We start from the raw sequence: 13,838 nt of genomic DNA on the forward strand, positions 1-13,838 counted from the left end.
CTGATTCACACTGGCACGGACGAGGAGCCGTAAGGATGAAAGAGAGGTAGGGCTTTCATTGTTTTAGGTATATAAGTTATTATTTTTAGAAGAATACTGAACCATTTTCACTTCTATTGATAAGGTGTTTTTTATTAAAGAGATAAACGAATTGACAGCCATATATGGTCAACAAAAAAGGTTTCCTCCTAAGGAAACCTTTTTAATATTATTTATAGCATTTTATTTTTTGGATATTCGAATTTTTTATTGTAAAGTCGTAAAAATTGACGTTACTATCTAAAAGTAAGTATGATGCGATTATAGTAAGATTTTTTAGGGGGAAGAAAAATGACAAGTTCAAGTAATAAAGCAGCGAGTATTTATGAAGGAACAAATGTAAATGCTGGGGGATTTTTTGAAAACGTTGAAGAAACAAAGTTGTTTGATCCAATTCAAGTTGGAACTTGGTCTCTTCGTAATCGTATAGCGATGGCACCGATGACAAGATGCTTTGCAGATAATGAGACTGGAGCAGTTGGTGCTGATGTAGTGGAGTACTACAGAAAACGTGCTGCGGATGGAATTGGACTAATTATTACAGAAGGAATTGTCATTAGTCCGAGAGCAAAAGGAAACCCAGGAGTACCAGGTATTTATACACAAGAACAAATCGATTCTTGGAAACCTGTTACAGAGGCAGTACATAAAGAAGGCGGGACGATTATTGCTCAAATATGGCATGTTGGGCGTATGAGTCATCATGAAATAATTGGTGGTCAAATGCCACAAGCACCGTCGGCTATCGCTGCAGAGGGGAATGTTCCACGCTTTCGTAAACCGTTTGATACGCCAGAAGCAATGACGTTAGAAGAAATACAAGAAGTGATCGGTCAATACGCACAAGCTGCGAAAAATGCGATCGAAGCTGGATTTGATGGAGTAGAAATTCACGGTGCACACGGATATTTAATCGATCAATTTACGTATGAGTTTGCGAATAAGCGAACAGATAAATATGGCGGTGATTTAAAACAAAGGTTAACGTTTATGAAAGAAGTAACGGCGGCTGTAATAGAAGCTGTTGGAGCTAATAAAACACTTCTTCGTTTCTCTGCTTTCAAAGGTGATAATCCTACTTATATGTGGGAAAACCCTGAGTTTGCAATTGAAACGTTCATAAATATGTTTAAAGAGGTTGGGTTAACGATGATCCATCCTTCAACGATGAATTATACGCAAGAGATTGCTGACGGAAAGAATTTTCATCAACTAGTAAGAAAATATTGGGATGGTACGATTGTTGGGGTTGGTAATTTAAATCCGAAAGAGGCCGAAGAAGCGTTGCAAGAAGGAACGATTGATGTAGCAGCATTCGGAAGACCGTTAATTGCTAATCCAGACTTTGTTCATCGAATTAAACACGCTGAAAGTTTAGTTGAATATGACGCGAAAGAGCATCTTGCTACGTTAGTATGAATAAAGATAAAAGGAGAGCACATCGAGTGTTCTCCTTTTATTATGGAATTTCATAGGGGGAAGCGGGATGAGTGAAACGCTACTCGTTATTATTAGTATATTACTATTTTTAATGTTGCTTTTAATCGTCTTTTTTATCATCACATTTTTTATAAAAAAACGAACACACCATTCTATTTTAAAATTACATCCGTACTTAGGAAGAATGCGCTACTTACTGGAAAAGATAGGGCCTGAATTTCGACAATATTGGTTTGATCATGATACGGATGGAAAGCCTTTCTCACGTTATGATTTTCAAAGTGTTATGTTTTTAGCGAAATATCGCTCTGAAATACTTGGTTTTGGATCAAAACGAGATTTTGAAGCTTCTGGATATTATATTGCTAATACATTATTTCCAATATTAACTGAGGAATTAAGTGTGAATCTCACGCAAGAGCGGGAAGGTAAAAAGTACGTGATTCATAAAGAAGGGTTATTTTCAAGAAGAGAAAAATTGACAGCGGATACAACGAATCTTTGGCTGTACGAAGAAGAAGATGCAATTATAGTTGGCGAGAACCGTAAATATCCGTGGAAGCTACATGGCATGTTTGGTGCATCTGCGACTTCTTACGGTGCGATTGGAGAAAATTATATTTTAGCGAGTGGTTTTGGAGCAAAAATGGCAGGCGGATCGTGGATTAATACGGGTGAAGGTGGCGTTATTCCAGAACATTTACATACAGGAGCGAATATCGTTGCGCAAATTGGTCCAGGGTTATTTGGATACCGTGATGAAGACGGTAATTTTTCAATGGGAAAATTCATGGAGAAAGCGAAAGAAAGTAATATTAGAGCATTCGAATTGAAATTTGGGCAAGGTGCTAAAATACGTGGTGGTCATTTAGAGGGACAAAAAGTAAATGAGAAAATTGCTTTTGTTCGCAACGTCCGAAAGGGAGAGACGATTAATTCACCGAATCGATTTTCATTTTTAAAGAATGCAGCGGATACACTTTGTTTTATTCAACAGTTGCAAGAAAACAGCGGTAAACCAGTTGGAATGAAAATTGTAATTGGTCAGCAGGAGCCTTTGGAAGATTTAATAAAAACAATGAAAGAACTAAACATTTACCCAGATTTTATTACAATCGACGGTTCAGAAGGCGGATCAGGGGCAACGTATAAATCGATGGCAGATTATATGGGACTGCCGCTTATTCCAGCATTACTTACATTTATTGATACAGCAAACCATTATGGTGTCCGTAACAAGTTTAAAGTATTTGCATCGGGTAAATTAATCACACCAGATAAAGTGGCGATTGCTTTAGCGATTGGGGCGGATGCTGTAAGTTCAGCCCGTGGGTTTATGATGGCAAGTGGCTGTATTATGGCCCTTCAATGTAATTCTGGTCAATGTCCATCTGGTGTAGCCACGACGAATCCGCATTATCAAAAAGCGTTAGATCCGTATGAGAAGAAGTGGCGAGTTATGAATTATATTATTAGTATGAGATATAGTTTATTTTCATTAGCGGCAGCGGCGGGAGTGAAGAGCCCGCGTCATTTAACTAGAGAGCATATTGTGTTTAAAGACGAGGTGGGGAGAGTAGTTCCTCTTTCGGAATTGTTTCCTATAGTAAATCAAACCTAAAAGTATATTTGATGTGTAAGATTTTTTAGAGGAATAATTATATTTTTGGAAAAATTAGGAGTATAATAGGGAAGTATTTTTGAAAATGACTATTTTTAGGGAGAGATTCACTTGCAGCAAGGTTCGTACAGTATTACAATTTTTTTACTCGTCATAGGGCTCGTTATATTTAGACGCATGCGCTCTATGAATCGACCAATTAATAATAAAGGAAGACGACTACTATTGCCATTATTCTTCTTATTACCAGGTTTTTCTTTATACGCAGCACCGATACAACTTACTGGTTGGCAAATTGGTATAGCTGCTGGGATCGGACTGTTATTGTCAATTCCACTTATTATTTTAAGTGGGTATGAAGTCAGAGAAGATGGTCAAATTTATGCGAAAAAAAGTATCGCTTTTATTGCTACATTTTTAGTTATCGTTCTTTTACGTGCTTATTTTAGAAGACATTTACAAGGTCTAGATCCAAAGTCAATCGGCATTCTTTTCTACACTCTTGCGGTTTGTTATATAGTACCTTGGCGTATTGGATGCTATATGAAATTTCGTAAAGTATATGTAGAGAAAGCAAAATTTGAGACGTCAATAAGCTAAAAGTCATACATTTGTATGGCTTTTAGTTTTTAAAATTTATCGGGTAAAGGAATGAAAATAAGGTGTGAAAAAACACTCTTTAATTTTCTAAATATTATTACTTTAATTTCTTGAAAAATCATTGTAATCCACTGGGATAAAGGCGTTTATAAAGGTTTTCACATGTAATGAAAAGTGCTCGTTCACTTGAAAGAACAAAAAATGTTTGTTAAGGTAGGGAACCATAAGTGAAAACAAGAAAAATGAAAGTAAGGACTTATTGACAATAAAAAATAAGTAACTTATAATAAATCTTGAGTTCGAGATAAATAATGTTCATAATGAAAATTTATTATGGTTATAAATCGAACAAATATTTTTTGCGAATTATCTTGAATTCGAGATAATTCAATAGGTTAGACACCGATACGTAATTTTGTAATTAATATCTCGAATTCGAGATAAAATTATAATGACGGATTTTACTTTGTAGCATGGACAAAATGAATAATGAATTTAAATGTAAAAGAATTTTTATAATGAAATAAAAAAGGAGTGGAAGAAATGGAAAAGAAAACAATGGGAATCCATCATATTACAGCGATTGTAGGGCATCCACAAGAAAATGTAGACTTTTATGCTGGTGTATTGGGGTTACGTTTAGTGAAACAAACAGTGAATTTTGATGATCCAGGTACGTACCATCTTTATTTTGGAAATGAAGGAGGAAAGCCTGGAACAATTATTACGTTTTTCCCATGGGCAGGTGCTCGTCAAGGTATTATTGGAGATGGTCAAGTAGGAATTACGTCTTACGTTGTACCAAAAGGTGCAATGGAGTTTTGGGAAAATAGATTAGAAAAATTCGATGTTTCGTATACAAAAATGACTCGTTTTGGAGAGCAGTATTTAGAATTTGATGATCCGCATGGTTTGCATATAGAATTAGTTGAAAGAGAAAAAGGCGAATTAAATAATTGGAGTTTTGGAGAAGTTACACCAGAAGTAGCAATTAAAGGGTTTGGAGGTGCTGTTCTTTTATCTACACAGCCTCAAAAAACAGCTGAATTGTTAGAACATATTATGGGTCTTGAGAAAATTGGAGAAGAGGGTGAATTTGTTCGATTCCGTTCTTCTGCTGACATTGGAAATATTATTGATTTGAAATTATCAACAATCGGTCGTGGCCAAATGGGCGTTGGCACAGTTCATCATATTGCCTGGAGAGCGAGTGACGATGCTGATCAGCTAGACTGGAAAGAGCATGTGTCGCGTTTTGGATATCACGTAACTCCTGTACAAGATCGAAATTATTTTAACGCGATTTATTTTAGAGAACATGGTGAAATCTTATTTGAAATTGCAACAGATCCTCCTGGTTTCGCTCATGATGAATCGTTAGAGACGATGGGTGAGGAATTAAAGTTACCGGAACAATATGAACAACATAGAAAACAGATTGAACAAACGCTTTTACCATTTGAAGTGAGAAATTTAGATTAAAGTGATTGAAGGGGGAACAGGATTATGATGAAACATGTTTTTCAAAAAGGAAAAGATACGTCAAAACCAGTGTTGTTATTACTTCATGGCACAGGTGGTAATGAATTAGATTTACTACCACTTGCAGAAATAGTTGATCCGGAAGCGTCGGTATTAAGCGTTAGGGGAAATGTGTTAGAGAATGGGATGCCGCGTTTCTTCCGCCGATTAGCAGAGGGCATTTTTGATGAAGAGGATTTAATTTTCCGTACGAAGGAATTAAATGAATTTTTAGATGAAGCGGCTAAAGAATATAAATTCGATAGAAATAACATTGTAGCTATCGGTTATTCGAATGGGGCAAATATCGCAGCAAGCTTATTATTCCATTACGAAAATGCATTGAAAGGTGCTGTGCTTCATCACCCAATGGTACCAAGAAGAGGAATGCAATTAGCAAATTTAGCAGGGAAATCTGTGTTTATTGCTGCTGGGACAAATGACCCAATTTGTTCATCAGCAGAGTCAGAGGAATTGAAGATACTATTAGAAAATGCAAACGCGAATGTAACAATGCATTGGGAAAATCGAGGGCATCAATTAACGATGGGTGAAGTAGAAAAAGCAAAAGAGTGGTATGACAAAGTATTTTAAAAAAGAAGCATCTGCTAACCATTAGCAGATGCTTCTTTTTTATTTAAGACTGGATTGCAAGATGAGATGAAGAAAGTGGTAGCTCAATATCAACAATTGTACCTTTATTTAATTCGCTTGAAATGTGTAATTTACCATGATGTTCTTCAATTATTTTGTAACACATCATTAATCCTAGTCCTGTGCCTTTTTCTTTTAAACTATAAAAAGGTTCGCCTAGACGGGAGATACGATCTTCTGGAATGCCACAACCTTCATCGATAATTCGTATTAAGATGAAATTATCCTCTAATGGTTTTGTTTGGATGAAAATATTTCCGCCATTTTGCATCGCTTCTATCGCATTTTTTAATATGTTTATAAAAACTTGTTTTAATTGGTTACCGTCACATTGAATATCATATACGTAATCAAAATGATCCATGATGATATGAACGCTATGCATAATTGCAGTCGGTAAAATAAATGTAACTACCTCTTCAATTAAAGTTTGTATGTTACAAGTTTGGATAGATAATACTTGTGGCTTAGACATCGCCATAAATTGACTCGTGATGGATTCCATTTGTGAAATCTCACTTAACATAACATCGATATACCATTTTTGCTCCTCATTTATTTCAGGGAGGAGCAATGTTAGAAAACCCTTTAGGGAAGTGAGTGGATTTCGAATTTCATGGGCAATTCCAGCTGTCAGTTGTCCGACTACTGCGAGCTTCTCAGATTTTCGTAGTAACTTTTCAGTTTCTTTTAGCTCAGTAACATCTCTCCCCATCACGATAAGACCTTTGCGAGAACCATCAGGATGATAAAGCGGAACTTTTGATATACTTAAGATTAAATCGAAATCATCTCTATGTATAATAAATTCCTCGCCATGAAGAATTTGTCTTTGTTGCCATGCTAGTTCATCGACTTCTTCACAATGTAAAAAAGCTTCTCGGTATGCTTCATTATATTGAATGAGTTCGCTATCTTTTTTCCCGTGGTAAGGTACATGATGGAAGTTGAAGCAAGAAAGTGCGTAGTCATTTGCCTCAAGCCAGCGCCCTTCATGATCTTTAAATATAACAAACGCAGGCATGGAGTTTACTAATGTACGTAATCTCTTCTCACTTTCTTTTAGCATATTCTCAATTCTTTCTGATTTTTCAAGTGGCTTCATAATAGCGTATACACCAGTAAGACGATTTTGAACAAAAATAGGAACTAGTTTTGTCACAACATCTAATAAGAATCCATTTTTATGATAAATAGATAAGATATACTCTTGTTGATTATCCGCTTCAGTATTCTTTATATTTTGTAATACTTGCTCAGAAATATGGGCTCCTAAAATAGAGGTAATATTTTTCTGTTCTAATTCTAAAGAAGTGTAACCTAATATTCTTTCGGCAGAAGGATTTATATGTAGAATAACTCCTTCTAAGTTTAATGAAATAATACTATCAGGATTATGTTCGAACAGAGATGCGTACATTTCTGTTAATGAACGATCTTGTATATGGTTTCGCAAACGTCTAGAAATGTTCGGATGACGTTTTTTTTGAGTTGGTGAATATTTTTTACGACTCATAATAGTTCCTCCGTACAAATAGCATCTAAAAAGATTTGTCTATTCATAACTATAATATAGATGTGATGTGTATTTCTATAAAAAATGGAAGTTATAGAATAAATTTTGTTTTTTTATTTTTTTTGCAAAGTGAATGCAGGATGGTAATAAGGGGAGCTTATATTGTTTTATAACCCTTTTGTAAGTTACAGACGGCTGTTTTCCGTATAACATTAGGGTAGAGGAGGGGGAGAGAAAATGAAAAATTATATTCAAGGGATTGATCACGTGCAAGTAGCTGCACCTGTAGAGTGTGAAGAAGAGGCGCGTGATTTTTATGGGAATAAAATTGGTATGGTAGAAATTCCAAAGCCAGAAGAGTTGAAAAAACGAGGTGGATGTTGGTTTAAATGTGGAAATCAAGAAATCCATATTGGTGTCGAGCGGAACTTTACACCAGCTAAAAAGGCTCATCCAGCTTTTTATGTGAATGAAATTAATGAATTTAAGCAAACACTTATAGAGCAAGGTGTAAAAGTGATTGATGATTATGCACGGCCAGATGTAATTCGATTTTACGTATCAGACCCGTTTGGAAACAGAATTGAATTTATGCAAAATAAAGACTAGGTGTATCCCCACCTAGTCTTTAACTTCTTCTGAAAAGTCCTAACACTTCTACAGTTTCTGTAATATTAACGAATGCATTCGGGTCAATTTCAGAAATTGTAAGTTTCATACTTGCTAATTCTTCACGAGAAACGACCGTCATAAGTACACGCTTTTTCTCACTTGAATAAGCGCCTTCGCCATCAAGTAACGTTATTCCACGTACAACAGTTGAAAGAAGCTGTTTTTTCATTTTTTCTGCTTCATTTGTTACAATCATAAGTGTAACTTTACGATGTTTTGTATGAACAGCATCAATTACTTTACCAGTTACATAAATTGAAAGTAAGCTTGTAAGTGCAACATCCCAGGTGAAGAAGAATCCTGCGATTATTACAACGACTGCATTTAAAATAATAAGGAATCCGCCAAGTTTAATGTCTCGCTTGCGGGATAAAAGCATACCGATAATATCAAATCCACCAGTGGATCCATTGCAGTTAAAAACAAGACCAATACCAGCTCCGGCGATGACACCCCCGAAGATAGAAGATAACAATGGATCTGTTGCTACGACTTTTACTGGAACGTAGTATAATGCAACAGATAATACAACTACAGAGACAACTGTGTTAAAAATTACTTTTTTTCCAAGGCCTATGTACCCTAAAATAAGGATAGGTAAGTTTAATACAAAGTTAATAATGCCTGTGTTTACAGGGGTTACAATCCCTAAAATAATAGCAATTCCGCCAATTCCACTACTTAAAATTTTGTGGGGGATAAGGAAAAGATTAAAGGCAACCGCAATAATAATAGAACCGATAATAACACCAAGGAATCTGACCATTTCTTTCCCGTCCTTCACTGAAAAATTCATATTATTTCAAGATTATATATGATATTGAAAGTTTTGGGTAAAAACAGTTTATTTTGGTAAATTAGATTAATCGAAAGAATTTGAGTATTTTATCATTTGAAAGGGGATACAGTTGTGAAGATAAAAACATATCAACAGAAAAGCCCGTTGAAGCAAGAATGTGAGGATTCTTATTTTTGTAATAAAGATAAAAAGATTTATGGTGTATGTGACGGTGCAACACCACTTGTCCCGTTTTGTGATGAAAATGGACATAATGGAGCATACATCGCTTCGCATTTATTTGCAAATTATTTTACTGCATTACGAGAGAATCATAGTTTACAATTTGCAGTTGCCAAAGCAAATGAAGCATTACAAAGCAAAATGTTAGAATATGAAGTAGACACGAGAAAAAAAGAGCATTTGTGGTGCACATGTATCGCGGCAGTTCAAATAGTTGGTGAGAAAATTGAATATGCGCAGCTTGGGGACTGTATGATTGTCGCAACTTTTCAAAATGGAACGATGCAAGTATTAACGAAAGACACAGTTGAAGGAATTAGTAAACGAGCAAAAAGGAAGAGGGAAGAAGATCGTAAGAAAGGTTTATCTGTGCCGGAAGAACCTGTTTTTCAAGATGTTCGAGAACAATTAAAGTACAATCGTTATCTTGCAAATATGCCAAATGGTTACTCAGTTGCAAATGGAATGAAAGAAGCGATACATTATTTACAACATGGTGAATTACATACAGATGAAGTGAGTGGAATTTTTATTTGTTCAGACGGGTTATTTCACCCAGATTGGTCATTAGAACAAACTGTTGCATATATAAGAAAGAATAGTATAAATGAATATGTAGCAATCATTGAAGAGCTAGAAGCGGAAAAGAGAATAAGGCCAGATGATAAAACGATTATTATGATTGATTTTTAAGAGGAGGCAGTTCAAATGGAAATTAAATATGCCAATCTAACATTTCAAGATGAATTAGTTCCTTTAGAAAAAGTAAATCAACTGATTATCCACCATACAGCTGAAGATGGATGGGACGTGTATAAAACGCATGAATTTCATCAAACTGTAAGAGGGTGGAGCGGGATTGGTTACAACTATTTTATCGAAAAGGACGGAACTGTAGTGGAAGGGCGAGGTTTACATATTGGAGCGCACGCGAAAGACCATAACCGCCATACAATTGGAATATGTATGACGGGAAATTTCGATAAATACGATCCAACTTCTGCACAAGTGAATGCATTATATTCTTTATGTAAAATGTTTATGAAGCAATTTGCTATAAAGAAAGAAAATATACTAGGTCATAGAGAGTTAGAAGGAGTTACAAAAAGCTGTCCTGGTAATCGTTTTTCTATGGTAGAGTTAAGGAAGATATTATCTTAAATATAGAGGAGTAACAACGATGATGAATATAAAAATACCAAATGATAAAAAAGAAGAGCTTGTAGCGCAAATTCAGCAATTTTTCGTTGAAGAAGATTTAGATGAAATTGGACGTTTCCAAGCAGAGCGTTTAATAGAAGAAATGGTTAAATTAGTTGGACCATTTGCATACAATCAAGCAATTGGAGATGCAAGAAAGCTTGTAAGTGAGAAATTAACGAATATCGAAGAAGATTTATACGTGTTAGAGAAGAATGAAGGAAAATAAAAAAAGAGCCGATGGGCTCTTTTTTTATTTGATTGATAGCAAAAAAACATAGGGAAAACACGGAAAAGACATTGAAAATACACCTTTTATTTTTAGAATATTCTTAGTTTTAAAATACTTCAGAAAGGAAGATTGTAATGAGATTAACGCCAAGAGAAATTGATAAACTGCTAGTAGTTGTTGCGGCTGATTTAGCTTATCGACGAAAGGAGAGGGGGCTTAAGTTAAACTATCCAGAAAGTATCGCTATTATTACGTATGAAATTTTGGAAGGAGCAAGAGATGGTAAAAATGTAGCGGAATTAATGGAACTTGGAAAAACCATTTTAAGTGCTGAAGATGTTATGGATGGTATTGCAGACATGATATCAGATATTCAAGTTGAGGCAACTTTTCCTGATGGAACAAAATTAGTAACTATTCATCAGCCAATTCATTAAAGGAAGTGAATGTTATGATTCCAGGGCAATATATCCTTGCGAAAGAAGACATAGTATGTAATGGAAATAAAAAAGCAATGAAAGTCAAAGTGATAAATCAGGGAGATAGACCCATTCAAATTGGATCTCATTACCACTTTTATGAAGTGAATGAGGCGTTAAAATTCAATCGCAGTGTAGCAATTGGACAACATTTAAATATTCCAGCAGGTACAGCGGTAAGATTTGAGCCTGGAGATGAAAAAACGATTGAACTAGTTCCATATTCAGGGGAACAAGAAGTATATGGATTTAAAAATAAAGTGGATGGCGATATTCAATCTTACACAAAAAGAGGGAGATAGCATGAGTTTTAAGATGTCACGTAAACAATATGCTGATTTATATGGTCCAACTACAGGAGATTCTATTCGTTTAGCGGATACACAATTATTCGCACATGTTGATCGAAATGCCACTGTATATGGTGATGAAGCTGTCTTTGGTGGAGGAAAATCAATTAGGGATGGTATGGGACAAAATTCACAACTTACAAGAGAACAGGGGGTTGTGGATGTTGTTATTACGAATGCAATTATTATTGATTATACGGGAGTATATAAAGCGGATATTGGTATAAAAGATGGGAAGATTTCAGCAATTGGTAAGAGTGGTAATCCTTCAGTTATGGATAATATTGATATCATCATTGGAACATCAACGGAAGTAATTTCTGGTGAGCGGAAAATCGTTACAGCTGGAGGTATTGATACACATGTGCATTTCATATCCCCACAACAAATTGATACGGCATTGGCTTCAGGTATAACAACTTTAATTGGTGGGGGAACAGGACCGGCAGAAGGGACTAAGGCAACTACAATAACACCTGGATCTTGGAATTTAAGAAAAATGCTAGAAGCAGCAGAAGCTTTTCCTATAAATCTTGGATTTTTAGGGAAAGGAAATAGTTCAAGTTTACCTGCCCTGGAAGAACAAATATTTGCAGGGGCTATCGGATTGAAAATCCATGAAGATTGGGGAGCAACTTCGTCAGCAATTAATCACTCGTTACAGATTGCTGATAAATATGATATTCAAGTCGCTATTCATACGGATACGTTAAACGAATGTGGTTTTGTGGAAGAAACGATAAAAGCTATTGATAATCGTGTTATTCATACGTACCACACTGAAGGAGCTGGAGGTGGGCATGCACCAGATATTATAAAGATTGCTGCGCTGAATAATATTTTACCATCATCAACGAACCCGACCTTGCCATATACAGTGAATACGCTGGATGAACATTTAGATATGCTCATGGTATGTCATCATTTAAAAGCGAATATTCCAGAAGATGTAATGTTTGCAGATTCAAGGATTCGAAAAGAAACAATCGCGGCAGAGGATATTTTGCAAGATTTAGGGGTTTTCAGCATGATTAGCTCTGACTCACAGGCGATGGGAAGGGTTGGAGAGGTTATTATTCGCAATTGGCAAACCGCCGATAAAATGAAAAAGCAGATTGGTAGTTTAGAGGGAGATAAAGAATATAACGATAATAATAGAATTCAACGTTATATAGCTAAGTATACAATTAATCCAGCTATTACACATGGGATTTCAGAATACGTGGGCTCTATTGAAATAGGAAAGTATGCAGACCTTGTAATATGGGATCCACAATTTTTCGGTGTTAAGCCAGATATGGTTTTGAAAAACGGAATGGTAGTGATGGCATTAATGGGAGACGAGAATGCTTCAATTCCTACCCCACAACCATATTATGAAAAAAAGATGTTTGGTGCATATGGAAAAGCAGTACAGTCAAGTTCGATTACATTTGTATCGAAAGTAGCTTATGAGAATAATATTAAAGAAAAATTAGGTTTAAATAAAGTTGTATTACCTGTTAAAAATACGAGAGAGATTTCGAAGCAAGATATGAAGCTAAATAATGCAACACCAGAAATTGAAGTAGATCCGCAGACATATGAAGTTAAAGTTGATGGACAAGTAATCACGTGTGAAGCAGTAGATGTACTACCTATGGCTCAAAGATATTTTTTATTTTGATATAACGGGGGAGATAAAATGATTATTGAAAAAATTAATAACAACGTATGCAATATGAATGATTTCTCAAACACAAAAAAGCATCTTGATAAGATATTAATTTCTAGTGAGCTTTTACTGAAGAGAGTTCAGAAATTATATTCAGAATCTGGTTTTGAAATTGGGGTGTCTTTAGATAGTGGAGAAACATTAAAGAACGGTGATATTTTATATGAAGATGAAAATCGAATTGTGTATATTGAAGTATTACCAGAAGAGGTAATTGTAATTACTCCAACATCAATAAAAGAAATGGGAATTATTGCTCATAACTTAGGGAATAGACATTTACCAGCACAATTCGATGAAGGGTGCATGATTTTGGCGAACGACTACTTAGTAGAAGATTTACTTAAAAAGGAAGGTGTTCCTTATCAAAAAGAAAATAGAGTATTACCAAAACCGTTCAAGCATGCTTCGCACAAACATATTTAACCTACTTAACCTACTCCAAATTAGTGATTCGAACTTCCCAACAGGAAGTTTTAGTCACTCTTTTGGATTAGAAACATTTATTCAAGAGGGACAAGTTACAAATAAAGACGGGTTTTTCAAATGGGTTAATCGATATGTAAAAGTCCAATTAACATACACGGACGGCTTAATTTGCAAATATACTTACGAAGCCATTAAGAATAATGAGGGAGAACAAATTACATTTTTAGATGATTTAATAACAGCACAAACATTGCCTTTTGAATGTAGAAAAGCAAATAGAATGATTAGTAAAAGTACTTCTAAATTATTGTGTGAATTGTTCTCGTTTGTAAATTTAAATATATATAAAG

General features: G+C 35.2%; 16 protein-coding genes. 14 read left to right on the forward strand and 2 right to left on the reverse strand.

What is annotated here, in order from left to right:
- The first annotated feature begins 330 nt into the window (after positions 1-330).
- The 5 genes from ABWK52_RS07825 to ABWK52_RS07845 all read left to right on the forward strand — a co-directional run bounded on the left by ABWK52_RS07825 (position 331) and on the right by ABWK52_RS07845 (position 5,815).
- On the forward strand, positions 331-1,458 hold the full coding sequence (locus tag ABWK52_RS07825; RefSeq protein WP_000204590.1) for an alkene reductase: 1,128 nt from the start codon (positions 331-333) through the stop codon (positions 1,456-1,458).
- A gap of 67 nt (positions 1,459-1,525) precedes the next feature.
- The gene (locus tag ABWK52_RS07830; protein WP_044584764.1) at positions 1,526-3,100 is read left to right on the forward strand and encodes an FMN-binding glutamate synthase family protein; all 1,575 of its coding nucleotides are present in this window, start codon (positions 1,526-1,528) and stop codon (positions 3,098-3,100) included.
- 111 nt (positions 3,101-3,211) lie between these two features.
- Positions 3,212-3,700: a CcdC protein domain-containing protein gene (locus ABWK52_RS07835; RefSeq protein WP_229180996.1), complete on the forward strand. Its 489-nt coding sequence runs from the start codon at positions 3,212-3,214 to the stop codon at positions 3,698-3,700.
- 543 nt (positions 3,701-4,243) lie between these two features.
- A complete protein-coding gene (locus tag ABWK52_RS07840) occupies positions 4,244-5,182 on the forward strand; it encodes a ring-cleaving dioxygenase (RefSeq protein WP_000412731.1) in 939 nt (312 codons plus the stop codon).
- Positions 5,183-5,206: 24 nt separating this feature from the next.
- A complete protein-coding gene (locus tag ABWK52_RS07845) occupies positions 5,207-5,815 on the forward strand; it encodes an alpha/beta hydrolase (protein WP_000975485.1) in 609 nt (202 codons plus the stop codon).
- Between the two features lie 43 nt (positions 5,816-5,858).
- Here ABWK52_RS07845 and ABWK52_RS07850 read toward each other — a convergent pair whose 3' ends face one another.
- Positions 5,859-7,391: a BA3702 family sensor histidine kinase gene (locus tag ABWK52_RS07850; protein ID WP_030027183.1), complete on the reverse strand. Its 1,533-nt coding sequence runs from the start codon at positions 7,389-7,391 to the stop codon at positions 5,859-5,861.
- Between the two features lie 237 nt (positions 7,392-7,628).
- On the opposite strand from ABWK52_RS07850, the gene ABWK52_RS07855 reads away from it, so the two are divergent.
- Entirely contained in the window at positions 7,629-8,000 is a 372-nt protein-coding gene (locus ABWK52_RS07855) for a VOC family protein (RefSeq protein ID WP_000800767.1), read from the forward strand.
- Positions 8,001-8,019: 19 nt separating this feature from the next.
- Here the strand turns inward: ABWK52_RS07855 and ABWK52_RS07860 are convergent, their stop codons facing one another.
- Complete coding sequence (locus ABWK52_RS07860; protein WP_000251344.1) at positions 8,020-8,829, reverse strand: YitT family protein; 810 nt, start codon at positions 8,827-8,829, stop codon at positions 8,020-8,022.
- 126 nt (positions 8,830-8,955) lie between these two features.
- Here ABWK52_RS07860 and ABWK52_RS07865 point away from each other — a divergent pair, with 126 nt between their 5' ends.
- From ABWK52_RS07865 to ABWK52_RS07900, 8 genes are all read left to right on the forward strand, one after another.
- Positions 8,956-9,777: a protein phosphatase 2C domain-containing protein gene (locus ABWK52_RS07865; protein WP_100619797.1), complete on the forward strand. Its 822-nt coding sequence runs from the start codon at positions 8,956-8,958 to the stop codon at positions 9,775-9,777.
- A gap of 15 nt (positions 9,778-9,792) precedes the next feature.
- Positions 9,793-10,245: a peptidoglycan recognition protein family protein gene (locus tag ABWK52_RS07870; RefSeq protein ID WP_097796135.1), complete on the forward strand. Its 453-nt coding sequence runs from the start codon at positions 9,793-9,795 to the stop codon at positions 10,243-10,245.
- Positions 10,246-10,264: 19 nt separating this feature from the next.
- Positions 10,265-10,513, forward strand: coding sequence for a DUF2164 domain-containing protein (locus ABWK52_RS07875; RefSeq protein ID WP_000981075.1), 249 nt, complete (start codon positions 10,265-10,267; stop codon positions 10,511-10,513).
- A 137-nt stretch (positions 10,514-10,650) separates the two neighbouring features.
- Entirely contained in the window at positions 10,651-10,953 is a 303-nt protein-coding gene (locus ABWK52_RS07880; RefSeq protein WP_001241328.1) for an urease subunit gamma, read from the forward strand.
- A 14-nt stretch (positions 10,954-10,967) separates the two neighbouring features.
- The gene (locus ABWK52_RS07885) at positions 10,968-11,297 is read left to right on the forward strand and encodes an urease subunit beta (protein ID WP_000612160.1); all 330 of its coding nucleotides are present in this window, start codon (positions 10,968-10,970) and stop codon (positions 11,295-11,297) included.
- 1 nt (position 11,298) lies between these two features.
- Complete coding sequence (gene ureC, locus ABWK52_RS07890; protein ID WP_000008664.1) at positions 11,299-13,011, forward strand: urease subunit alpha; 1,713 nt, start codon at positions 11,299-11,301, stop codon at positions 13,009-13,011.
- Positions 13,012-13,029: 18 nt separating this feature from the next.
- Positions 13,030-13,485 (forward strand): urease accessory protein UreE, encoded by a 456-nt coding sequence (locus tag ABWK52_RS07895; protein ID WP_000582806.1) that lies wholly within the window; start codon positions 13,030-13,032, stop codon positions 13,483-13,485.
- A partial coding sequence (locus ABWK52_RS07900; protein ID WP_353771907.1) for an urease accessory protein UreF occupies positions 13,463-13,838 on the forward strand: 376 nt, incomplete at its 3' end. The genes ABWK52_RS07895 and ABWK52_RS07900, both read left to right, overlap by 23 nt.

The organism is Bacillus sp. AP50 (genome assembly GCF_040492675.1).
In the GTDB taxonomy this organism is placed as follows: Bacteria; Bacillota; Bacilli; order Bacillales; family Bacillaceae_G; genus Bacillus_A; species Bacillus_A cereus.